Raw genomic sequence first — 22,560 nt, forward strand, 5'->3', positions numbered from 1 at the left:
TCTCTCGACGGTCTCAGTTCACAGCGGACGTCGCTTCGACATGACGCGGCAAGGTCACCCGGATACGGGTGCCGCGTTGGCTTTGTGTGTCAGCCGGGCTGTCGATGGTGATTTGTCCATAATGCTCTTCAACGATGGAATAGACCAGTGCAAGGCCCAGACCGGTACCTTCACCGGGGTCCTTGGTGGTGAAGAAGGGTTCGAACAATCGGTCCATGATGTTCTGTGGAATGCCGCTGCCTTCGTCTTCCACGATCAGGTCGACCGTGTGCTCGAAAGCCTCGCTCTTGACGCGTACAGCACTGCCGGCCGGCGACGCGTCGCGGGCGTTGGACAGCAGGTTGATCAGCACCTGGGCCAGGCGTTGTGAGTCGCCATCGACCCAATGGTCCGGATCGCACAGGTTAAAGAACTGTACTTCGAAATTGCGCCGGTTCAAGGCCAACAGCCCAATGGCATCCTGCGCGACTTCGGCCAGGCACACCGCTTCGTCCTGATTCTGATGGGCGCCGGAGTGGGCAAAGCTCATCAGCGACTGGACGATGCGTGAAACCCGCTTGGTCTGTTCAAGGATCTGCCCGCTGATTTCGGTGATTTCCCCGTCTTCTTCGCGCTCTTCCCGCAGGTTTTGCGCCAGGCAGGCGATACCGGTGATCGGGTTACCGATTTCATGAGCCACGCCGGCCGCCAGGCGCCCAATGCTGGCCAGGCGTTCGGAGTGCACCAGCTTGTCTTCGAGCATCTGTGTATCGGTCAAGTCTTCTACCAGCAGCACCAGGCCGCTGTTACCCGGCGCCAGAGGTTCGTCGATGGCCGCTTTGTGCAAGTTGAGCCAGCGGGTCTGGCCGTCGAGGGCCAAGTGCTGTTTGTGCAAGTGCTCGTCTGGCAGGTTGATGAAACCCTGCAGCAGCTCTTTCCAGGGATCGCCCAGTGTATTGAGGCGCGAACCCACCACCCGCTGGGCAGCGATGCCGGTGAGTTCTTCCATGGCCTTGTTCCACATCAGGATTTCCTGGTCCTTGGCCAGGGAACACACGCCCATCGGCAGTTCCTGCAGGGTCTGGCGGTGGTAACGGCGCAGGGCGTCGAGTTCGGCGGCCAGACCTGTGAGGCGCGAGTGGTAGTCCTCCAGCCGGCTTTCGATGAAGTGGATGTCTTCGGTGACGTAGTTTTCGCCACCGGCCTTGTAGGGCAAGAAGGTTTCCACCATGTCCTGGGACACGCTCGGCCCCATCAAACCGGACAGGTTGGCTTCGATACGGTCACGCAGGCGGCGCAGGGCATAGGGGCGGCGCTCGTCAAATGGCAGGTAGAGGTCGCGCAGCGCCTGTTCGACTTCCTTTTGTGCGGCCTTGGCGCCCAGGGGCTTGGCCAGTTGCGTGGCGAACTCTTGGGGCGAGGCCGCATGCAGTTCGCGGCGTTGCGGGCGGCGCACGTTATCCACCGCGCAGGCTTCGGCGGCGCTGGTTTCTTCGGCGCTGGCGTTGGTGAACAGCGAGATCAGGGTGAACATCAGTACGTTGGCGGCCAGCGAGGCGATTGCAGCCATGTGCCAACTGGTGTCGTCCAGCACGTAAATCATGTTCAGCAACGGGATATAGAAGCCCTGTAAGTTGCCGACCAGCGGTAGCAGCATGGTCACGGTCCACACCAGGATCCCGGCCAGCAGCCCTGCAATAAAGCCACGGCGATTGGCGGTCGGCCAGTACAGCACCGACAACACGCCCGGCAGAAATTGCAAGGTGGCGACAAACGCGACGATGCCGAGGTTGGCCAGGTCTTGCCCGGCGCCCAGCAGCAGATAAAACGCGTAACCGGCCATGATGATCGCGACGATCAGCGCGCGTCGGGTCCATTTCAACCAACGGTAGATATTACCCTCGGCCGGCGGCTGGTACAGCGGCAGTACCAAGTGGTTGAGCGCCATGCCCGAGAGTGCCAGGGTGGTGACGATGATCAACCCGCTGGCGGCCGACAACCCCCCGACATAGGCCAGCAGCGCCAGAGCCGGGCTGTTGGCGGCAATACCGATGCCCAGGGTGAAATACTCAGGGTTGGTGGTGGCCCCCAGTTTCAGGCCGGCCCACAGGATCAGCGGCACCGCCAGGCTCATCAGCAACAGGAACAGCGGCAAGCCCCAGCTGGCGCTGACCAGCGAGCGCGGGTTGAGGTTCTCGGTGAAGGTCATGTGGTACATGTGCGGCATCACGATCGCCGAGGCGAAGAACACCAGCAGCAGCGTACGCCATGGGCCTTCCTGCAAGGGCGTATGCAAGGCGGCGAGGGCGGTCTGGTTTTGCAGCAGCCACAGTTCCAGCTGTTGCGGCCCGTCGAACACGCCGTAGAGCGCATAAAGACCGACACCGCCGATGGCGATCAGCTTGATGACCGACTCAAAGGCAATCGCAAACACCAGGCCCTGGTGTTTCTCGCGGGTGGCGATATGGCGAGAGCCAAAGAAGATGGTGAACAAGGTGATCAGCGCGCAGAACGCCAGGGCAACCCGATGTTGCACGGGCTCGCGGGTCAGGATGCTGATGGAGTCGGCCACCGCCTGGATCTGCAGGGCCAGCAACGGCAGCACGCCGATCAACATGAAGATCGTGGTCAGCGCGCCGGCCCAGGTGCTGCGAAAGCGAAAGGCAAACAGGTCTGCCAGGGAGGACAGTTGGTAAGTCCGGGTGATTTTCAGGATCGGATATAGCAGCACCGGCGCCAGCAGGAACGCGCCGGACACCCCCAGGTAACTGGAGAGAAAGCCGTAGCCGTACTGATAGGCCAGCCCCACCGTGCCGTAGAACGCCCAGGCACTGGCGTAGACGCCCAGGGACAAGGTGTAGGTCAGCGGATGGCGAATGATCGCCCGCGGAATCATTCCGCGCTCACTGATCCAGGCCACGCCGAATAACGCAGCCAGGTAGGCGGCGCTGATCAGCAGCATCTGGGTGAGACTAAAGCTCATCGGCATCTTTTTGGCTCTGCAGGATGAAGGTCACGACGATCAGGATCAGCCATAGCAGATAAGGGCGATACCAGGCGCCCGTGGCGTCGATCCACCAATCCATGATGGCGGGGGAGAACAGGTAGATCCCGACGACCAGCAGCAGGACCAAACGATAGATGTACATGTTGGCCTCTGATTAAAAATCTGCCGCGATGTTAACGGATGATGGGCAACCTGCAAGCGCCTTCAACTCAATTGCGCTTCGGCCAGGGTCAGTGTGCGTGGGATGCGGGTGGCGTCCCAGTGTGCAATGCCCCAATCCAGCAGTTCTCGTGGGCTGGCGTACTGCAACTGCGCGTCGGGCTGTTGGCCAAGGGCACGCAGCGCTCTGAGCAGCAAAGGCGTGGCCTGGTCGGCTGTCAACGGTGGAGAGCGGTAGGACTTGCCCAGCTTGTTGCCGTCTGGCTGCACGATCAGCGGCACGTGCAAGTAACGGGGTTGGCGCAGGCCGAGCAGTTCTTGCAAGTAAAGCTGGCGCGGCGTGGAGTCGAGCAGGTCGGCGCCGCGTACGATATCGGTTACACCTTGCCAGGCGTCGTCGAGCACCACCGCCAGTTGGTAGGCGTAGAGGCCATCGCGCCGACGAATGATGAAGTCGCCGGCATCGCGCCCCAGATGTTGCCGGAACTCGCCCTGGACGCGGTCGACAAAGTGATATTCCAACTCGGGCACGCGCAGGCGGATCGCGGCATCCTGCTGTTCGTGGCCGGCATTGCGGCACAAGCCTGGGTAAATCCCGTTGTAGGGCTCCAATTGCTTGCGCGAGCAGGTGCAGGCGTAGGCCAGGCCGTGGTTGAACAGGTCGTTGAGCACTTTAGCGTAGGCATCATGCCGCTCGCTCTGGCGAACCAGTTCGCCATCCCATTCAAAGCCATAGCTTTCCAGCGCATGCAGGATCGCCGCCTGAGCGCCGGGCTCTTCACGGGGAGGGTCAAGGTCTTCCATGCGCATCAACCAACGGCCGTGGTGGGCGCGTGCATCGAGGTAGGAGGCGAGGGCGGCAACCAGGGAACCGAAGTGCAAATGGCCGCTGGGTGTGGGGGCGAAACGCCCAATATAGGTAGAGGCTGTCATGGCCCGGATACTACTGCATAACCGGTAAACGCCAGAAACAAAAATGGAGCGTTCGCACGCTCCATTCGTTCAGCTCGGCAAAGTTACTTGCCGACCTGTTTTTCCTTGATTTCAGCCAAGGTCTTGCAGTCTACGCACAGGTCCGCGGTTGGACGGGCTTCCAGTCGGCGAATACCGATTTCGACGCCGCAGGATTCACACCAGCCGTATTCTTCGTCTTTGATCAGTTGCAGGGTCTTGTCGATCTTCTTGATCAACTTGCGCTCGCGATCGCGGGCGCGCAGTTCGAGGGCGAACTCTTCCTCCTGGCTGGCGCGATCGGCCGGGTCAGGGAAGTTGGCCGCTTCATCCTTCATATGGTCAACCGTACGGTCGACTTCCTGCATCAAGTCCTGTTTCCACTTGTTGAGGATCTTGGTGAAGTGCTCGCGCATGGGCTCGCCCATGTACTCCTCGCCCTTTTTTTCGACATAGGGTTCGAAGCCGCCGAGGCCTTGAGTCTGCTGTTGCTTTGCTTGGGTGGACATGAATAGACCGCCTCTCACTCTTCTAATCCATTGCGCAGGATTGCAACGTCACCGACACCTGCCGGCCCTGCGGCTGCAAGCGGGCGAACTTACCAGATAGATTCAGGGTGCGCTACTCCCGGTTGTCGAGGCCCAAGGCAAAGGGGTTGCAAACTGCAGCAGCCCGCCATGACTGGGTATGTATCGCCTCGAATGTTGATTTTAGCTGTTTTACGAGCGCGCGCAGGGTGCACTTGCAGCCCCAATCAGGCAATAGAGCATGTTTTACCGTGAGGGTTCGGTAGAATCCAGATTTTGTCCTCACCGTCTAAGGAAGGCTAATGGCTCAGCCCTACAGTGCGCGTAGTCGCGCCATCGAACCTTTTCATGTCATGGCGTTACTGGCGCGTGCCAATGAGCTGCAGGCCGCCGGTCACGACGTGATCCACCTGGAAATCGGCGAGCCTGACTTCACCACCGCCGAACCGATCATCCAGGCCGGCCAAGCCGCGTTGGCAAACGGTAAGACGCGCTACACCGCCGCCCGTGGCTTGCCGGAGTTGCGCGAAGCCATCAGTGGTTTCTACCAGCAACGCTACGGTTTGAGCATCGACCCGCAGCGCATCCTGGTCACCCCCGGTGGCTCCGGCGCGTTATTGCTGGCCAGCAGCTTGCTGGTGGATCCGGGTAAGCACTGGCTGCTGGCGGACCCAGGCTACCCCTGCAACCGACACTTCCTGCGCCTTGTGGAAGGCGCAGCGCAGTTGGTGCCGGTCGGCCCAGACGTACGCTACCAGTTGACCGCCGATCTGGTGGCCAGGCATTGGGACCAGGACAGTGTCGGCGCACTGGTGGCGTCGCCCGCCAACCCCACCGGCACGATCCTCACCCGGGACGAGTTGGCTGGGCTGTCGGGCGCCATCAAGGCGCGCAACGGTCACCTGGTGGTCGACGAGATTTATCACGGACTCACCTACGGCACCGACGCCGCCAGCGTGCTGGAAGTCGATGATGACGCCTTTGTCCTGAATAGTTTTTCGAAGTATTTCGGCATGACCGGCTGGCGCCTCGGTTGGCTGGTGGCGCCCCCTGAAGCGGTGGGTGAGTTGGAGAAGTTGGCGCAGAACCTCTACATCAGTGCGCCAAGCATGGCCCAACATGCCGCCTTGGCTTGTTTCACCCCGCAAACTCTGGAGATTCTGGAGCAGCGCCGTGCCGAATTTGGTCGCCGCCGAGACTTCCTGCTGCCGGCTCTGCGTGAGCTGGGGTTCGGTATCGCCGTGGAGCCCGAGGGAGCCTTTTATCTGTATGCCGATATCAGCGCGTTCGGCGGCGATGCCTTCGCGTTTTGCCGTCATTTCCTCGAAACCGAGCATGTGGCCTTTACGCCCGGGTTGGATTTCGGTCGCTACCAGGCGGGGCACCATGTGCGTTTTGCCTACACGCAAAACCTCGATCGGCTGCAAGAAGCGGTGGAGCGGATTGCCCGTGGTTTGCGGAGTTGGCAAGGCTGATGCGTTTTAATCCTCCTCTTGAAGAAGGGCGGCTGATCCGCCGCTACAAGCGCTTTCTCACCGATATCGAAACCGTTACCGGCGAGTTACTCACCATTCACTGCCCTAACACCGGTTCGATGCTCAACTGCATGGTCGAAGGTGGCCAGGTCTGGTTCAGCCGTTCTACGGATCCCAAGCGCAAGCTGCCTGGCACGTGGGAAATTGCCGAAACGCCCCAGGGCCGGCTGGCGTGCGTCAACACCGCGCGTGCCAACCAGTTGGTGGAAGAAGCCTTGCTGGCCGGTGTGATCACTGAGCTCAACGGCTTTACTGCGTTGAAGCGTGAGGTGCCTTATGGCCAGGAGAAAAGCCGCATCGACTTTCGCCTGGATTACCCTCAGGGCGCTGCGTTTGTCGAGGTCAAAAGCGTCACCCTGGGCTTTGATGGCAGCTCAGTGGCGGCTTTCCCCGATGCGGTGACGCAGCGCGGTGCCAAGCACTTGCGTGAGCTGGCCCACCTGGCGCGCGACGGTATACGGGCGGTGCAGCTGTATTGCGTGAACCTGTCGGGGATCGACGCGGTGCGCCCGGCGGTGGAAATCGACGCTGGTTATGCGACCGCGCTACGTGAGGCCAAGGCCGCAGGTGTGGAGGTGCTGGCCTACGGCGTATGGGTCACGCCTCAGGAGATTTACGTCGAGCGTCGGCTGAAAGTGCTGCTGGGCGATTAGAGATCGACCCACAATCCTTGTTCGTCTTCACGGCCGGGCAGGGCAGTGAGGTGTTGGCCTGCGCAGGGCCCGGCGATGCACTCGCCGCTTTCAATCAGAAACAATGCGCCATGGGTGGCGCATTGGATCAGGCTGGCGCTGTCGTCGAGGAAGCGATCAGGTTGCCATTCCAGCGGGATACCACGATGGGGGCAGCGGTTGAGATAGAAGTACGCAATGCCGTCCCGACGCACCGCCAACAGCCTGTGGCCATCGATATCAAAACCGCGGCTGCTGTTGGGGGTGAGGTCGCCTGAGGTGCAGAGAAACTTCATTTCAATCCTTAAGTGCCTTGACGTTCAAATGCAAACAATTATCAAATGCCCGCTTCGCCCGTCAGCTGACTGGGTGCTCAATACGATGCCTGGCAGGGGTTATCTGTCACATCAATGAGTGCTTGAGTGGCCCTGCCCTAGGAAGGAAACCCTGTTATGCGCCTGAGTACCAGCGCTATTGCGCTTGTTGCCTCACTGCTGGTCAACCCTGGGGCGCACGCCTCTGAACTGCCGCAACGCTGGGTGAGTGCCGGTGGGGCGCTGTCGGAGTGGGTGGTGGCCATGGGCGGTGAAGCGAAGTTGGTCGGGGTGGATACCACCACTCAGCATCCCGCCTCGCTCAAGGCCTTGCCGAGCATTGGTTACCAGCGGCAGTTGTCGGCCGAAGGCATTCTCAGCCTGCGCCCGCAAATCCTTGTGGGCACGGAGGAAATGGGGCCACCGCCGGTGCTGGCGCAGATTCGCAGTGCCGGGGTGCAGGTGGATATGTTCTCGGCCCAGCCGGATTTGCCCACGCTCAAAGGCAACCTTGCACACCTGGGGAAACTACTCGGCAGTGAGGACCAGGCTAATGCCTTGTTTGCCGTGTATGAGCAGGCGCTGGCACAGCAAAAAAATTGGGTGGCCAAGGCCCAGGCCACACAAAAAGCTCCAGGCGTGCTGTTGCTGCTCGGCCATGCCGGTGGCAAGCCGCTGATCGCGGGCAAGGACACCGCCGCTGATTGGATGTTGCAGCAGGCTGGGGGGCGTAATCTCGCCACGCATGTGGGATACAAGCCGTTTTCCGTCGAATCGCTGGCAGGGTTGAGCCCTGAGGTGCTGGTATTTGCTGATCGCGCCCTGACCGGTGACGCGGCGCGGGCAGCCTTGTTCAAAGAAAACCCGATCCTTGCCTCTACGCCGGCAGCCAAGAGTCGCCGCGTGTTTGAGTTGGATCCGACCTTGCTGGTAGGCGGCCTTGGGCCCCGACTGCCGCAAAGCCTGGAGAAACTGTCTGCCGGTTTTTATCCGTCCCAGCCTAAGCCTGCTCCATGACCACTCTGGTTAAGCCAAAAACGCTGTTTATCGGGCTGTCGCTGCTGTGTGTATTGGCGATCTGGCTCTCATTGGCACTGGGGCCGGTCAGCCTGCCGTTAGTGGACACCCTCAGGGCTGCGTTAAGGCTGATGGGCGTACCGATTGAGGCCCAGGGGTTGGAGCAGGCCGAGTTGATCCTGGGGCAGATTCGCCTGCCGCGGACCCTGTTGGGGCTGGCGGTCGGCGGTGTGCTGGCGTTGTCGGGCGTGGCGATGCAGGGGTTGTTCCGCAACCCGCTGGCCGACCCTGGCTTGGTCGGCGTGTCCAGCGGGGCGGCGCTGGGAGCGGCGGTGGCGATTGTCGGTGGCTCGCTCTTTGGCGGGCTGCCGGATGCTTTCGGGCCGTATCTGTTGTCGCTGTGCGCATTTCTCGGTGGCCTGGGCGTCACGGCATTGGTCTATCGCCTGGGGCGTCGCAATGGCCAGACCAATGTCGCGACGATGTTGCTTGCCGGTATCGCGCTGACGGCCCTGGCCAGTTCGACCGTGGGCCTGTTTACCTATCTGGCGGACGATGCCACCTTGCGCACCCTGACGTTCTGGAACCTGGGTAGCCTCAATGGCGCAAGTTATTCGCGGTTGTGGCCCTTGCTGCTGGTGAGTGCAGGGGTGGCGCTGTGGTTGCCGCGCCGGGCCAAGGCGCTGAACGCGCTGCTGTTGGGGGAGTCCGAGGCCAACCATCTAGGTATTGATGTCGAGGGGCTCAAGCGCGAGTTGGTGTTTTGCACGGCCTTGGGTGTTGGCGCCGCAGTGGCGGCGGCGGGAATGATTGGTTTTGTCGGTTTGGTGGTACCACATCTGGTGCGGCTGCTGGCGGGGCCGGATCATCGGGTGTTGTTACCGGCCTCGGTGTTGGCGGGCGCGAGCCTGCTGTTGTTTGCGGACCTGGTGGCGCGCCTGGCGTTGGCGCCGGCGGAACTGCCGATCGGTATTGTCACTGCGTTTATCGGTGCGCCGTTTTTCCTCTATTTATTGTTACGAGGGCGCGCCTGATGTTGCGGGTAGAAGCATTGCAGATCCGGCGCGGTGGTAAGACTGTGCTGGCCGATGTCACCTTGGACCTATTGCCGGGCGAAGTGCTGGGCGTGCTGGGCCCCAATGGCGCCGGCAAAAGTACCTTGCTTGGGGCGCTGTGCGGGGAGTTGCAGCCGGATCAGGGCAAGGTCTGGCTGGATCAGCAGGCGCTCAAGCACATGACCGGTGTGCAGCGTGCCCAGCGCCTGGCGGTGCTGCCACAATCCTCCACCCTGGACTTTGCCTTTCGTGTCGAAGAGGTGGTGGGCATGGGCCGCTTGCCTCATCAGACCGGGCGATTGCGCGACGACGAAATCATCAACGCCGCGCTGCAGGCTGCTGATGTAGGCCACCTGAGTGGCCGCAGTTACCTGGCCTTGTCGGGTGGCGAGCGGCAGCGTGTGCACCTGGCACGGGTATTGGCGCAGTTATGGCCGGGTGAGGCAGGGCAGACGTTGCTGCTGGATGAGCCCACATCAATGCTCGACCCTCTGCACCAACACACCACCTTGCAAGCTATCCGACATTTTGCCGACAGAGGCGCTGCGGTGCTGGTCATCCTGCATGATTTGAACCTGGCGGCGCGCTACTGCGACCGGATCCTGTTGCTGGAAAACGGCCGCCCCCACGCGTTGGATACGCCCTCTAACGTCCTGCAACCAGAGCCGCTCAAGGCTGTATTCGGTCTGGATGTATTGGTACAGCCGCATCCGGAGCGTGGGCATCCGTTGATCATTGCGCGCTGAGGCCGGTTAATTCGCGGGCAAAAAAAGACCCGGCAAGAGCCGGGTCAAATAACCGTGATTAGCCTGATGAGGAGATAATCTGAGAGTCCGAACCAATGGTCTTTCAGTTATCGGCTGATCTCGCGACCAGTTGTGATAATCATAACGATTCTCATTTGAGAGTCAACATTTGTTTTTCTGCTTCATCCATTTTTCTCAAACGCTCGTTTGTAATGCCCGTAAACACTGGGTTTGAGTGCCACTCTAGTTCTTCTGATGCACTGAGAGCGCTTCCAACTGACGGTTCAAGGCCTCCTTGCGCTCGGTAGGTATGTCGTTCCAGTGCACATCCATCAATGCCCCTTCAATGGCATACAGCAGAACCTTCGAAGCTCGAAACCCGCGCGTGCGCACGGCTCGGTACGCGTCGACCGCCCCCAGGCGACGCAAGTCGGACGCGCTGTGGATGCCCACCGCATGCAGCCACTGCGCTGACGTCTTGCCAAGGTTTTTCAGGTGTTGCAGCTCATCGTTCATCAAGCCTCCTTGCGTTGGCCGAATGGTGCGGTGGGTGTCGTGACCAGGCAGCCTGAAAATGAGTGTAGCGTTCAGTAGGAAAAGCGTGGTTCTTTGGTCAGAAAGGCCTGAAAAGATTATAAGGATGGCGCGACGGCGCTTACTCGCAGGCAGGCGCAAAGTGCCCGGCAGGCAGGGGATGTGGCAGGAACTCGGTGTGTGGGGTTACTTGGTGCGGTAGCGTAGGCGAGTACCGAAATTGACCGACATGAGTATTTCGTCAGCCGTGAGTTCGGGCGGGAAATAAGCCCCCGATATCTGCGCATGGGCCAGGCTGGCGCCTTCCAGTGAGCAGCCACGCAAGTCCAGGCCGCGCAGGTCGGCAGAGCGAAAATAGGCGTCGGTGAAGTCAATACCGGTGGCGTTCAGGTCGCGCAGGTCCAGCCCTCGAAAGTCGCCACCGCGCATGTCGATGGGGCCATTTTCAGGGCGCTCCTGGTTGAAGCCGCGGATGTCGTCCTTGTGCAGGAAGGCGTAGAGCGGGGTATCAAGAAGCTTTGGCTGACTCATGATCGCGACTCTGGTTGGCGTTATAGAGCCATTATAGTGCCACTATCGCTGGGTCGCGCGCCGAAGACGACGACGCGACCAAGAAATATTTCTTACAGGCCCGGCAGGTGTTGACGGATATGCCCGACCAACGCGTCGAGCGTCCCGCTTTCATTGGTCTCCACACGCTTGCTGAGCAGCAGCTCCTCGGCCGTCAGCGGGTCACGACTGGCTTGTTGTTCTTCGATAACGGCCAGTGTGGCGTCAGACGGATCGTTTTTATCCGCCTGGCGTTGTGCCAGCCAACTGGTGATAACGGCTTGCGGGGCGTTGCAGTCGAGGATCAGGAACGGCGCCCCAGTGGCTTCGGCAACCTGAGCGGCGGCCTCACGCTGTGCGCGTTTCAGGAAAGTGGCATCCAGCACCACCGGGTAGCCGGCGCGCAGCACGGTGTCGGCAATCTCGTTCAGGCGTGCGTAGGTGGCAGCGCTGGCGTCCTGATTGTAGATACCGGCCTGCAGGGTGTTCTCTACCTGTTGTTCGCCAAACAGGCGCTTGCGCTCTACATCCGAACGCAGGCGTACCGCGCCCAGGGCTTCGACCAGGCGCATGGCCACGTGGCTCTTGCCCACGGCTGAAACGCCATGGGTGATTGCCAGGAAGCGCGAAGGGATAGTGCTGTAGCTTTCCGCCAGGTTGGCGTAGTTGCGGTACTGGCGCAGGGTGGTAGCGCGTTGCACCGGGTTGGCTTCGCTGGGCATGCTGAACAGCGCAACCTTGGCGCGTACCAATGCACGGTAGGCTTTATAGAAGTTCAGAAGCTCCAGGCCCTGGTAGTCGCCGGTCAGCTCCAAATACTGGCTTATGAAGCGCCGTGCCAGGCATTTCAGGCCACGATCTTCCAGGTCCATCGCCAAAAAAGCGGTGTCGGCGTACACGTCGGTAAAGCGGAAAGGCTCGTTGAACTCGATGCAGTCGAAGATCACCACGCGGCCATCGATCAGCGTGGCGTTGCCCAGGTGAATGTCGCCGTGGCATTCGCGGGTATAGCCATCGAGCTTGCGCTGCGCAAGCAAAGGCTTGAGGCGTTCGAAGCTGCTTTCAGCCCAGGCTTGCAGAGCCTCCAGCTGAGTCAGGTCGGCCTTGTCGCTGAGGAACGGGCGGATCTGGTCAAAGTTCTGGCGTACCGGAGCCATCACCTCTTCCGGCGTGCCGGCGGGGTGATCTTGCGGGACTTTGGGGGCGTTGAGGTGGAACTGGGCGATCTGCTTGGCCATCTCATCGATGTGCGCGCAGGTCAGTTCGCCGTTGGCTTGCAGGGTGCTGAGCATCTGGCTTTGCGGGAACTGGCGCATTTTCAGCGCGTACTCGATGGCCGGGCCGTCGCCACCCAGTTGCGGCGCCTCGGCAGTGCCGGTAATCGGCAACACTTCAAGATACAAATCTTCGGTCAGGCGCTGGTTGAGGCGCAGTTCCTCGCGGCAGAAATGCCCGCGGTCGTCCAGATTGGTGAAGTCCAGGAAGCCGAAGTTCATCGGTTTCTTCAGCTTATAAGCGTAGGGCCCCGTCAGTATCACCCAGGAAATATGGGTCTCGATGACTTGAAACGCTTCAACCGGATGAGGGTACAAGGCCGGGTTTTGCAGGGCAGCGATCAGGGTCTGGCTCACGGGCGATCCTTCAAAGTCTGGGGAAAATCATGGGGGGCATTATGGCTGCTGATGCCAGTCGTGCAAACCGCTGTCCGGCTCATGTTGATCATCAATAAAGTGCGTATAATCCGCCGCCATGACTCGAACCCGATCTCCCCGTTCCCGTAAAAAACCTCCTTCCCGCGGCCCGCGCCCTTGGCTGGGCTGGGTGATCAAGCTTGGCCTGGTGGGCCTTGTGGCGGTCGCCGGCCTTGCGGTGTACCTCGATGCCGTGGTGCAGGAAAAATTCTCCGGCAAGCGCTGGACGATTCCGGCCAAGGTGTATGCACGCCCGCTGGAGCTGTTCTCCGGCCAGAAGCTGAGCAAGGATGACTTCCTTACCGAGCTCGATGCGCTGGGCTACCGCCGCGAACCCGTGAGCAATGGCCCTGGCGCTGCGGCGGTCAGCGGTAATACCGTCGACCTGAACACCCGTGGCTTCCAGTTCTACGAAGGCCTGGAAAAAGCCCAGCCGGTGCGCGTGCGTTTCTCTGGCGACTATGTGGCTGAGCTGTCGTCGCTCAATGGCTCCAAGCTGCCGGTGGTGCGTCTTGAACCGTTGCTGATCGGCGGTATTTACCCGAAAAATCTTGAAGATCGCATCCTGATCAAGCTCGATCAGGTACCGCCGTATCTGCTGGAAACCCTGGTCGCTGTCGAAGACCGCGATTTCTATAGCCACTGGGGTGTGTCGCCGAAGTCGATCGCCCGTGCTATCTGGGTCAACACGTCCGGCGGCAAGATGACCCAGGGCGGCAGTACGCTGACCCAGCAACTGGTCAAGAACTTCTACCTGACCAACGAACGCAGCCTGACCCGTAAACTCACCGAAGCCATGATGGCGATGTTGCTGGAGCTGCATTACAGCAAGCAGGAAATCCTCGAGGCTTACCTCAACGAGGTATTCGTCGGTCAGGATGGCCAGCGCGCCGTGCACGGTTTCGGCCTGGCCAGCCAGTTCTTCTTCGGGCAGCCGTTGTCCGAGTTGAAATTGCATCAGGTTGCGTTGCTGGTGGGGATGGTCAAGGGGCCGTCCTATTACAACCCGCGCCGCAACCCGGAGCGTGCGCTTGAACGTCGCAACCTGGTGCTCGATGTATTGGAGCAGCAGGGTGTCGCCACCGCTGAGCAAGTGGCCGCTGCCAAGAAAATGCCACTGGGTGTGACAACCCGCGGCAAGCTGGCGGATAGCTCATTCCCGGGCTTTATCGACCTGGTCAAGCGCCAACTGCGCGAAGACTACCGCGACGAAGACTTGACCGAAGAGGGGCTGCGGATCTTCACCAGCTTCGACCCCATCTTGCAGATGAAGGCCGAAGCGTCGGTCAACGACACCTTCAAGCGCCTGACTGGCCGTAAGGGCTCGGATGAAGTCGAGGCCGCCATGGTCGTGACCAATCCGGAAACCGGGGAGGTCCAGGCCATGATCGGCAGCCGCCAGGCCAGTTTCGCCGGTTTCAACCGCGCACTGGATGCCGTGCGGCCGATTGGCTCGCTGGTCAAGCCTGCGGTTTATCTCACTGCACTGGAAAAACCCAGCAAGTACACGCTGACCAGTTGGCTGTCCGATGACCCGCTGTCGATCAAAGGCGCGGATGGCCAGGTATGGACGCCCAAGAACTTCGACCGCCGTTCCCATGGCACGGTGTTCCTGTATCAAGGATTGGCGCATTCCTACAACATCTCGACCTCGCGTCTGGGGCTTGAAGTGGGTGTGCCGAACGTGCTGAAGACTCTGGCGCGACTGGGAGTCGAACGTGAATTCCCGGCGTTCCCGTCCATGCTCCTGGGCGCTGCGGCCATGACGCCGATGGAAGTGACCACCATGTACCAGACCCTGGCCAATGGTGGCTTCAATACGCCGATGCGCGGTATTCGCAGTGTGCTGACCGCCGATGGCGAACCGCTCAAGCGTTACCCGTTCCAGATTCAGCAGCGCTTCGACGCGGGCTCCATCTACCTGATCCAGAACGCCATGCAGCGCGTGATGCGCGAGGGTACGGGGCGTTCGGTCTACAGCGTGCTGCCGTCGAACCTGACCCTGGCGGGCAAGACCGGTACCAGCAACGACTCCCGCGACAGCTGGTTCGCAGGTTTCGGCCAAGATGTACTGGCCGTGGTATGGCTGGGGCGCGACGACAATGGCAAGACGCCGTTCACCGGTGCCACCGGCGCGCTGCAGGTATGGACCAGTTTCATGCGCAAGGCTGACCCGTTGCCGCTCAACATGCCGCAGCCGGACAATATTGTGCAGGCCTGGATTGATCCGCACACCGGCCAAGGCTCCGATGCCAACTGTCCGGGCGCGGTGCAGATGCCGTATATTCGCGGCAGCGAACCACCACCCGGTGCCGCGTGCGGTGGCAGTACACCTGCTGACGCGGAATCGGTGATGGATTGGGTCAAGGGCTGGATGAATTAAGCAAAGAGGGTTTCAAGTGAACAAGTTGTGGATTCCAGCAATTACGGCTCTGGTTTTGCTCGGCGGTTGCTCCAGCGTGCAGCGCGGCTCTATCCCTGTGGTGGACTCAAGCACGTCCGTTTCCAATAACGACCGCATTTCGGCCAATGGCGGCTTCCGTCAGACCGTGGTCAAACGGCCTGCCCAAGCTGCAACCCAGGCAATTCCCCAGGATTCCGGCGTCGTAGTGATGGTGCCCGGCAGTGGGGCTGCAACCTCGGCGCCTATCAGTGCCGAGCCATGGACCCCAGGCCCAAGCACTTCCGGGCCGGTGAACTCCACGCCGATTCAAACCGCGCCGGTCAATCAGGGCACCTACAACATGCCTTCGACGCCGAGCGGTATTCCGTCATCGTCCAGTGCGGGCGGGTTGTCGGCGGACGAACAACTTGATGGCCCGGTGCTGGCGTTGCTCACCACCGCTCAGCAGCAGCAGGCGGGTGGCGATTTGAATGGCGCCTCGTCGAGCCTTGAACGTGCCCAGCGCGTGGCGCCGCGTGAGCCACAAGTGCTCTATCGCCTGGCCCAGGTGCGCATGGCTCAGGGCGATGCGCCCCAGGCGGAGCAATTCGCTCGCCGTGGCCTGAGCCTGGCCAATGGGCGCCCAGACCTGCAAGCCAGCCTGTGGGCCTTGATCGGGGATGCGCGTGCCGCCCAGGGCGATGCAGCGGGTGCCGCCCAGGCGCGGCAAAAAGCCAAGGTCAGCCTCTGATGGATGCGCGTTTTCCCGCGATTGCCGAGCAGTTATTGTTGATCGAGCGCGAACTGCGCGTTCAGGGCTGGTGGGATGAAGTATCCCCCAGTGTTGAAGCCCTCAGCAGTGTCGAACCTTTTTCTGTCGATACTCTGGACTTCCACCAGTGGCTGCAGTGGATCTTCCTCGCGCGTATGAAGCAGATCCTGGAACAGGACCTGCCCTTGCCGAATGCGTCGGGGATCCTGGAAATGGCCGAGATGGTCTACGCCGACCGGCCGCGGGAGAGCCTCGGCTTGCGTAACGCGCTGAAAAAGTTCGATCAATTGATCGCCGACGCTCGTTAATTGCCTGACTGCCGGTTTTTCCGGCAGTCTTGCGCACATTTCTACCGCTTGACGACATTCAGGCGAGTTTTATCCCTCCTCAAAGCCCTTTCTTCTGCGTTCTCATGCGCTTAGTTGGAAAAAAGCGCAATTATTGCTTGACTTGAAGGGCGTGAAACAGAAGAATCCAAAGTCCGCTGTATCGGGACTGCCAGAAGCAGGCCCGCTCAGCAGATCATGAGGCGCACATCCGCGCCGACCTGTAACACCCGCAACGCGTTACCTCGCGCTGGGTGGGAAAAGCCCGCAACACTTGGGACGATCCCAATACTTGCTCAGTCAGTGCTGACGTAGTCGGCGACCACCGTCGCTCATGCTCTGTTGAGAAGTAAACCTATTAAGACCCGTCGGTTTTTTAACGGACGGTATTCTGGCGTTTTAGAGGTGAACAACGTGGAGCTTTTATCTGGCGGTGAGATGCTCGTCCGCTTTTTGCGTGACGAAGGCGTCGACTATATCTACGGGTACCCAGGTGGTGCTCTGCTGCATGTCTACGACGCACTGTTCAAGGAACCGGCTGTTACCCACATCCTGGTTCGCCACGAACAGGCCGCGACCCATATGGCTGACGGTTACGCCCGTGCCACCGGTAAAGCCGGCGTGGTACTGGTAACCTCCGGCCCAGGCGCAACCAATGCCATCACCGGCATCGCGACTGCGTATATGGACTCCATCCCGATGGTGATCATCTCTGGCCAGGTGCCTAGCAGCATGGTCGGCACCGACGCTTTCCAGGAAACCGACATGATCGGTATTTCCCGCCCGATCGTGAAACACAGCTTCATGATCAAGCACGCGTCGGAAATCCCGGAAGTCATGAAAAAGGCGTTTTACCTCGCACAGTCCGGTCGCCCGGGCCCTGTGGTGGTCGATATCCCGAAAGACATGACCAACCCGGCCGAAAAATTCGAATACGTTTTTCCCAAGAAAGCCAAGCTGCGTTCCTACAGTCCGGCCGTCCGTGGGCACTCGGGGCAGATCCGCAAGGCGGCAGAAATGCTCCTGGCGGCCAAGCGCCCCGTGTTGTACTCCGGCGGTGGCGTGATTCTGGGCGGCGGTTCCGCGCCACTCACCGAACTGGCCAAGCTGCTCAACCTGCCGGTGACCAACACCCTGATGGGCCTCGGCGCATTCCCGGGTTCGGACCGTCAGTTTGTCGGCATGCTCGGCATGCACGGCAGCTACACCGCCAACCTCACCATGCACCACGCCGATGTGATCCTCGCCGTGGGCGCGCGGTTCGATGACCGAGTGATCAACGGCGCGAGCAAATTCTGCCCGAATGCCAAGATCATCCACATCGACATCGACCCGGCGTCCATCTCCAAGACCATCAAGGCCGATGTGCCAATCGTGGGGCCTGTAGAAAGTGTACTGACCGAAATGGTCGCTGCACTCAAGGACATCGGCGAAACGCCGAACAAGGAGTCCGTTGCCAGCTGGTGGAAGCAGATCGACGAATGGCGCGGTGATCGTGGCCTGTTCCCTTATGACAAGGGCGACGGCAGCATCATCAAGCCACAAACCGTGATCGAAACCCTGTGCGAAGTGACCAAGGGCGACGCCTTTGTGACCTCCGACGTGGGCCAGCACCAGATGTTCGCGGCGCAGTACTACAAGTTCGACAAGCCTAACCGCTGGATCAACTCCGGTGGCCTCGGCACGATGGGCTTTGGTTTCCCTGCGGCCATGGGGGTGAAACTGAGCTTCCCGGATGCCGACGTTGCCTGCGTCACCGGCGAAGGCAGCATCCAGATGAACATCCAGGAGCTGTCGACGTGCCTGCAATACGGTCTTCCCGTGAAGATCGTCTGCTTGAACAACGGCGTGCTCGGCATGGTTCGTCAATGGCAGGACATGAGCTACGGTAGCCGTCACTCCCATTCCTACATGGAATCGTTGCCGGATTTCATCAAGTTGGTTGAAGCCTATGGCCACGTCGGCATTCGCATCACTGATTTGAAAGATCTGAAGCCGAAGATGGAAGAAGCGTTCGCCATGAAGGACCGCCTGGTGTTCATCGATATTCAGGTGGATACCAGCGAGCACGTCTACCCGATGCAGATCAAAGACGGCTCTATGCGCGACATGTGGCTGAACAAGACGGAGCGTACTTAATCATGCGGCATATTATCTCCCTGCTTCTGGAGAACGAACCCGGCGCTCTGTCTCGTGTTGTCGGCCTGTTTTCGCAACGCAACTACAACATCGAAAGCCTGACCGTGGCCCCGACCGAAGACCCGACCCTGTCGCGCCTGACGTTGACCACCGTAGGCCACGATGAGGTGATCGAGCAGATCACCAAGAACCTCAACAAGCTGATCGAAGTGGTCAAGCTGGTCGACCTGTCGGAAAGCGCTCACATCGAGCGCGAACTGATGCTGGTCAAGGTCAAGGCCACTGGCGCCCAGCGTGCCGAGATCAAGCGCACTACCGATATTTATCGCGGGCAGATCGTCGATGTGAGCGCCAGCGTTTATACCGTTCAACTGACCGGTACCAGCGACAAACTGGACAGCTTCATCCAGTCGATCGGGACGGCCTCGATTCTGGAAACCGTACGCAGTGGTGTCACCGGGATTGCCCGTGGCGACAAAGTACTCAGCATCTAACCCAATTAGCGAATGGCCTTACGGCCTGGATATATAGAGGAACCTCATGAAAGTTTATTACGATAAAGATTGTGACCTGTCGATCATCCAGGGCAAGAAAGTCGCCATCATCGGCTACGGTTCCCAGGGTCACGCTCAAGCGTGCAACCTGAAAGATTCCGGCGTTGACGTGACCGTTGGCCTGCGTAAAGGCTCGGCCACTGTCGCCAAGGCTGAAGCCCATGGCCTGAAAGTGACCGACGTTGCTTCTGCTGTTGCGGCTGCCGACCTGGTCATGATCCTGACCCCGGACGAGTTCCAGTCCTCGCTGTACAAGAACGAAATCGAGCCGAACATCAAGAAGGGCGCTACCCTGGCCTTCTCCCACGGCTTCGCGATTCACTACAACCAGGTCGTGCCGCGCGCTGACCTCGACGTGATCATGATCGCGCCGAAAGCACCGGGCCACACCGTGCGTTCCGAGTTCATCAAAGGCGGCGGTATCCCTGACCTGATCGCGATCTACCAGGATGCGTCGGGCAATGCCAAGAACGTTGCACTGTCCTACGCTGCTGGCGTGGGTGGCGGTCGTACCGGCATCATCGAAACCACGTTCAAGGACGAGACCGAAACCGACCTGTTCGGCGAACAAGCCGTTCTGTGCGGCGGTACCGTTGAGCTGGTAAAAGCTGGTTTCGAAACCCTGGTTGAAGCTGGCTACGCGCCGGAAATGGCCTACTTCGAATGCCTGCACGAACTCAAGCTGATCGTTGACCTCATGTACGAAGGCGGTATCGCCAACATGAACTACTCGATCTCCAACAACGCCGAGTACGGCGAGTACGTGACCGGTCCGGAAGTGATCAACGCCGAGTCCCGTCAGGCCATGCGCAACGCCCTGAAACGTATTCAGGACGGCGAATACGCCAAAATGTTCATCAGCGAAGGCGCTACCGGCTACCCTTCGATGACCGCCAAGCGTCGTAATAACGCCGCTCACGGTATCGAAGTCATCGGCGAGCAACTGCGCTCCATGATGCCGTGGATCGGTGCCAACAAGATCGTCGACAAAGCCAAGAACTAAGTCGTACGCATCAAGGGAAAACGCGGCTTAGGCCGCGTTTTTTCGTTTGAGGGGTTGGTTCTGGTATAAAGCTGCATCGTTTGCAGGCGAACACTCGCTGCAAGTATCTGTCGAATTTTTTCACACCGTTGCAAGGTAAAGTCCATGAGCGAACGTCCCGAAGAGCCAAACCAGGCTTCCGACGCCGAAAGCATGCTGCCGATCGATGAACATGTCGAAGAAGGGCATGACGCCGAAGGCCGCAAAGTCCGGCATCGTGGCATCTATCTGCTGCCCAATCTGTTCACCACGGCGAACCTGTTTGCCGGTTTCTATTCCATCATCAACTCCATGAGTGCCCAGAGTGCGCTGGCGGCCGGTGATGCGGCGAGTGCCAGCAAATACTTTGGCTTTGCTGCTATCGCAATTTTCGTGGCCATGGTGCTCGACGGCCTGGACGGGCGCGTGGCGCGCATGACCAATACCCAAAGTGCCTTCGGCGCCGAGTACGACTCGCTGTCGGACATGGTCGCCTTCGGTGTTGCCCCCGCATTGCTGGCATTTGCCTGGGCATTGGGTGACATGGGCAAGGTTGGCTGGATGGTTGCCTTCATCTATGTCGCGGGTGCCGCCTTGCGCCTGGCGCGCTTCAACACCCAGGTGGGGACTGCCGACAAGCGCTACTTCATCGGCCTTGCCAGCCCGGCAGCGGCGGGTGTTGTCGCGGGTATTGTCTGGGCGTTCAGTGACTACGGGATTCAGGGATCGAAGATGTCGTTCCTGGTTGCCCTGATGGTGGCAGCGGCCGGCATGCTGATGGTCAGCAACATCAAGTACAACAGCTTCAAGGAATTTGACCTCAAGGGGCGCGTGCCTTTCGTGGCCATCCTTGTGGTGGTGCTGGTGTTCGCGGTCGTGTTCAGTGATCCACCGCGTATCCTGCTGCTGGCGTTCCTGGCCTATGCGGCTTCTGGCCCGATTCAGTACTTGCTGCGTCTGCGTCGGGACAAAACATTGTCTTAATGTAATTTCCCCCATACTCCGCAGTCTATTGGTGCATCAGTTCTCCAACGCTGCGGAGTTACCATGTTAATCAAATTACCCAAAGCGTCCGATTGTCACGAATCGGATGTCACGCCTGAATCTTTCTATCTCTCTCGCCGCAGCCTGCTCGGTGGTGCGCTTGCCGGTGTTGCCGCCAGCAGCTTGCCGCGTTGGGCCAGTGCCGGCGATGCTTCGCGGTATGCCGACGTCGAGCCGGGCAGTGCGCCCAACTGGTTTACGGAAAAACTTCCGAATGCGAAGTGGCAGTCGGTGACGGTCAAAGATGAGGCCATCACGCCATTCAAGGACGCAACTCACTACAACAACTTCTATGAGTTCGGGACAGGCAAGGGCGACCCGGCAACGAATGCGGGCTCGCTCAAGACGCAGCCCTGGAGTGTGGTGATTGATGGTGAAGTCGCAAAACCTGGGCGCTATGCCCTGGAAGACTTCATGAAACCCTATGCGCTGGAAGAGCGCATCTACCGCCTGCGTTGCGTCGAGGCATGGTCCATGGTGATTCCGTGGATAGGCTTTCCCATCTCGGCGTTGCTCAAGCAGGTCGAGCCAACCTCCAAAGCCAAGTACATCCGTTTTGAAACCCTTCAGGATCCCAAGAGCATGCCTGGGCAACGCTCAAGTTTCGGCTTGATCGATTGGCCTTATGTGGAAGGGCTGCGCCTGGATGAGGCGATGAATCCGTTGGCGATCCTCGCTGTGGGCATGTACGGGCGGGAGTTGCCTAACCAGAACGGTGCACCGTTGCGCTTGGTGGTGCCGTGGAAGTATGGCTTCAAGAGTGTGAAGTCCATCGTGCGTATCAGTCTGGTCAGTGAGCAGCCGAAAACGACGTGGCAGAGTATTGCAGCTGATGAGTATGGGTTTTATGCGAATGTGAATCCTACGGTCGATCACCCGCGCTGGACCCAGGCGCGGGAGCGCCGTCTGCCGAGCGGCCTGTTTAGTCCGAATGTGCGCGAGACGCAGATGTTCAATGGCTATTCGGATGAGGTCGCTTCTTTATATACAGGCCTCGATCTGCGGAAGAACTACTGATGCGCTATCCCATCTGGCGCATCGGCGTGTTTGTAGCCGCAGCAGTGTGGCCATTGCTCTGGTTGTATGAAGCGTGGAGTTCTGCGCTGGGGCCTGATCCAGGCAAGGTGCTCGTTGATCGCCTGGGTTTGGGGACGCTCATTTTATTGCTGATCACGCTTGCTATGACGCCGCTGCAGAAGTTGAGCGGTTGGGCGGGGTGGATAGCAGTGCGACGACAGTTGGGGCTGTGGTGCTTTGCTTATGTTGTGCTGCACCTGGCGGCCTATTGTGTGTTTGTCCTGGGGCTGGATTGGTCGCAGCTCGGCGTAGAGTTGAGCAAGCGGCCCTACATCATTGTGGGGGCGCTGGGGTTTGTTGCTCTCCTTATGTTGGCCGTTACGTCGAACCGCTATAGCCAGCGTCGGTTGGGGAGTCGATGGAAGAAGCTGCACCGTCTGGTCTATGTGATTCTTGGGCTCGGTTTGCTGCACATGCTGTGGATAGTGCGGGCGGATCTGAAGGAGTGGGCTATCTACGCTTCTATAGGTGCGCTACTTCTGTTGATCCGCGTGCCGCCGGTAATGCGT

The 22,560-nt window shown here is 59.9% G+C and carries 22 protein-coding genes (1 of these 22 only partly in view); 14 read left to right on the plus strand and 8 right to left on the minus strand.

Annotated features, from left to right (window positions below; genetic code table 11):
* Positions 1 to 13: 13 nt before the first annotated feature.
* The 4 genes from FXO12_RS23540 to dksA form a co-directional block, all read right to left on the minus strand.
* Positions 14 to 2,968, minus strand: coding sequence for a sensor histidine kinase (locus FXO12_RS23540; RefSeq protein WP_003194154.1), 2,955 nt, complete (start codon positions 2,966 to 2,968; stop codon positions 14 to 16).
* On the minus strand, positions 2,952 to 3,128 hold the full coding sequence (locus tag FXO12_RS23545; protein WP_003176118.1) for a hypothetical protein: 177 nt from the start codon (positions 3,126 to 3,128) through the stop codon (positions 2,952 to 2,954). Before FXO12_RS23545 ends, FXO12_RS23540 begins: the two co-directional genes overlap by 17 nt.
* Positions 3,129 to 3,190: 62 nt before the next feature.
* Positions 3,191 to 4,078: a tRNA glutamyl-Q(34) synthetase GluQRS gene (gene gluQRS, locus FXO12_RS23550; protein ID WP_034127016.1), complete on the minus strand. Its 888-nt coding sequence runs from the start codon at positions 4,076 to 4,078 to the stop codon at positions 3,191 to 3,193.
* 83 nt (positions 4,079 to 4,161) lie between these two features.
* Positions 4,162 to 4,605 (minus strand): RNA polymerase-binding protein DksA, encoded by a 444-nt coding sequence (dksA, locus tag FXO12_RS23555; RefSeq protein ID WP_003194150.1) that lies wholly within the window; start codon positions 4,603 to 4,605, stop codon positions 4,162 to 4,164.
* Positions 4,606 to 4,925: 320 nt separating this feature from the next.
* Here dksA and FXO12_RS23560 point away from each other — a divergent pair, with 320 nt between their 5' ends.
* Both FXO12_RS23560 and sfsA read left to right on the plus strand, forming a co-directional pair.
* Positions 4,926 to 6,098, plus strand: coding sequence for a pyridoxal phosphate-dependent aminotransferase (locus FXO12_RS23560; RefSeq protein WP_054898029.1), 1,173 nt, complete (start codon positions 4,926 to 4,928; stop codon positions 6,096 to 6,098).
* Positions 6,098 to 6,811 carry a DNA/RNA nuclease SfsA gene (gene sfsA, locus FXO12_RS23565; RefSeq protein WP_057975462.1) on the plus strand — a complete coding sequence of 238 codons (714 nt, stop codon included), beginning with the start codon at positions 6,098 to 6,100 and terminating at the stop codon, positions 6,809 to 6,811. Before FXO12_RS23560 ends, sfsA begins: the two co-directional genes overlap by 1 nt.
* Here sfsA and FXO12_RS23570 read toward each other — a convergent pair.
* Entirely contained in the window at positions 6,808 to 7,125 is a 318-nt protein-coding gene (locus FXO12_RS23570) for a Rieske (2Fe-2S) protein (protein ID WP_057975461.1), read from the minus strand. The two genes, sfsA and FXO12_RS23570, sit on opposite strands and share 4 nt — an antisense overlap.
* A gap of 156 nt (positions 7,126 to 7,281) precedes the next feature.
* Between FXO12_RS23570 and FXO12_RS23575 the strand changes: the two genes are divergently transcribed.
* Genes FXO12_RS23575 through FXO12_RS23585 form a run of 3 tightly spaced genes read left to right on the plus strand, consistent with a single transcriptional unit; the run spans position 7,282 to position 9,961 of the window.
* On the plus strand, positions 7,282 to 8,160 hold the full coding sequence (locus FXO12_RS23575) for a hemin ABC transporter substrate-binding protein (RefSeq protein WP_057975460.1): 879 nt from the start codon (positions 7,282 to 7,284) through the stop codon (positions 8,158 to 8,160).
* Positions 8,157 to 9,194 carry an iron ABC transporter permease gene (locus FXO12_RS23580; RefSeq protein ID WP_057975459.1) on the plus strand — a complete coding sequence of 346 codons (1,038 nt, stop codon included), beginning with the start codon at positions 8,157 to 8,159 and terminating at the stop codon, positions 9,192 to 9,194. The genes FXO12_RS23575 and FXO12_RS23580 overlap by 4 nt, the downstream gene beginning before the upstream one ends.
* Positions 9,194 to 9,961, plus strand: a complete 768-nt coding sequence (locus FXO12_RS23585) for a heme ABC transporter ATP-binding protein (RefSeq protein WP_057975458.1) — start codon at positions 9,194 to 9,196, stop codon at positions 9,959 to 9,961. Before FXO12_RS23580 ends, FXO12_RS23585 begins: the two co-directional genes overlap by 1 nt.
* 243 nt (positions 9,962 to 10,204) lie before the next feature.
* Here the strand turns inward: FXO12_RS23585 and FXO12_RS23590 are convergent, their stop codons facing one another.
* The 3 genes from FXO12_RS23590 to FXO12_RS23600 all read right to left on the minus strand — a co-directional run bounded on the left by FXO12_RS23590 (position 10,205) and on the right by FXO12_RS23600 (position 12,675).
* Positions 10,205 to 10,477 carry a TfoX/Sxy family protein gene (locus tag FXO12_RS23590; protein ID WP_057975457.1) on the minus strand — a complete coding sequence of 91 codons (273 nt, stop codon included), beginning with the start codon at positions 10,475 to 10,477 and terminating at the stop codon, positions 10,205 to 10,207.
* A 204-nt stretch (positions 10,478 to 10,681) separates the two neighbouring features.
* On the minus strand, positions 10,682 to 11,026 hold the full coding sequence (locus tag FXO12_RS23595) for a pentapeptide repeat-containing protein (RefSeq protein WP_034127023.1): 345 nt from the start codon (positions 11,024 to 11,026) through the stop codon (positions 10,682 to 10,684).
* A 92-nt stretch (positions 11,027 to 11,118) separates the two neighbouring features.
* Positions 11,119 to 12,675, minus strand: a complete 1,557-nt coding sequence (locus tag FXO12_RS23600; protein WP_057975456.1) for a bifunctional aminoglycoside phosphotransferase/ATP-binding protein — start codon at positions 12,673 to 12,675, stop codon at positions 11,119 to 11,121.
* Positions 12,676 to 12,793: 118 nt separating this feature from the next.
* On the opposite strand from FXO12_RS23600, the gene mrcB reads away from it, so the two are divergent.
* The 9 genes from mrcB to msrQ all read left to right on the plus strand — a co-directional run.
* Positions 12,794 to 15,118 (plus strand): penicillin-binding protein 1B, encoded by a 2,325-nt coding sequence (gene mrcB / locus FXO12_RS23605; RefSeq protein ID WP_057975455.1) that lies wholly within the window; start codon positions 12,794 to 12,796, stop codon positions 15,116 to 15,118.
* 16 nt (positions 15,119 to 15,134) lie between these two features.
* Positions 15,135 to 15,869 (plus strand): M48 family metallopeptidase, encoded by a 735-nt coding sequence (locus FXO12_RS23610; RefSeq protein ID WP_034127026.1) that lies wholly within the window; start codon positions 15,135 to 15,137, stop codon positions 15,867 to 15,869.
* Positions 15,869 to 16,198 (plus strand): YqcC family protein, encoded by a 330-nt coding sequence (locus tag FXO12_RS23615; protein ID WP_057975454.1) that lies wholly within the window; start codon positions 15,869 to 15,871, stop codon positions 16,196 to 16,198. The genes FXO12_RS23610 and FXO12_RS23615 overlap by 1 nt, the downstream gene beginning before the upstream one ends.
* 432 nt (positions 16,199 to 16,630) lie before the next feature.
* On the plus strand, positions 16,631 to 18,355 hold the full coding sequence (locus FXO12_RS23620) for an acetolactate synthase 3 large subunit (protein WP_057975597.1): 1,725 nt from the start codon (positions 16,631 to 16,633) through the stop codon (positions 18,353 to 18,355).
* A gap of 2 nt (positions 18,356 to 18,357) precedes the next feature.
* Positions 18,358 to 18,849 carry an acetolactate synthase small subunit gene (gene ilvN / locus FXO12_RS23625; protein WP_003176102.1) on the plus strand — a complete coding sequence of 164 codons (492 nt, stop codon included), beginning with the start codon at positions 18,358 to 18,360 and terminating at the stop codon, positions 18,847 to 18,849.
* A gap of 46 nt (positions 18,850 to 18,895) precedes the next feature.
* Positions 18,896 to 19,912 (plus strand): ketol-acid reductoisomerase, encoded by a 1,017-nt coding sequence (gene ilvC, locus FXO12_RS23630; protein ID WP_054917939.1) that lies wholly within the window; start codon positions 18,896 to 18,898, stop codon positions 19,910 to 19,912.
* 144 nt (positions 19,913 to 20,056) lie between these two features.
* Positions 20,057 to 20,914 (plus strand): CDP-diacylglycerol--serine O-phosphatidyltransferase, encoded by an 858-nt coding sequence (gene pssA / locus FXO12_RS23635; RefSeq protein WP_014719927.1) that lies wholly within the window; start codon positions 20,057 to 20,059, stop codon positions 20,912 to 20,914.
* A 63-nt stretch (positions 20,915 to 20,977) separates the two neighbouring features.
* Complete coding sequence (gene msrP / locus FXO12_RS23640) at positions 20,978 to 21,991, plus strand: protein-methionine-sulfoxide reductase catalytic subunit MsrP (protein ID WP_054898035.1); 1,014 nt, start codon at positions 20,978 to 20,980, stop codon at positions 21,989 to 21,991.
* Positions 21,991 to 22,560: the 5' portion of a protein-methionine-sulfoxide reductase heme-binding subunit MsrQ gene (gene msrQ / locus FXO12_RS23645; RefSeq protein ID WP_054898036.1), read on the plus strand. The gene runs 51 nt beyond the window's last position; only the first 570 of its 621 coding nucleotides appear in the window; its start codon is at positions 21,991 to 21,993; the stop codon falls past the right edge of the window. Before msrP ends, msrQ begins: the two co-directional genes overlap by 1 nt.

It is taken from the genome of Pseudomonas sp. J380, from assembly GCF_009827115.1.
Taxonomy (GTDB): Bacteria; Pseudomonadota; Gammaproteobacteria; order Pseudomonadales; family Pseudomonadaceae; genus Aquipseudomonas; species Aquipseudomonas paracarnis.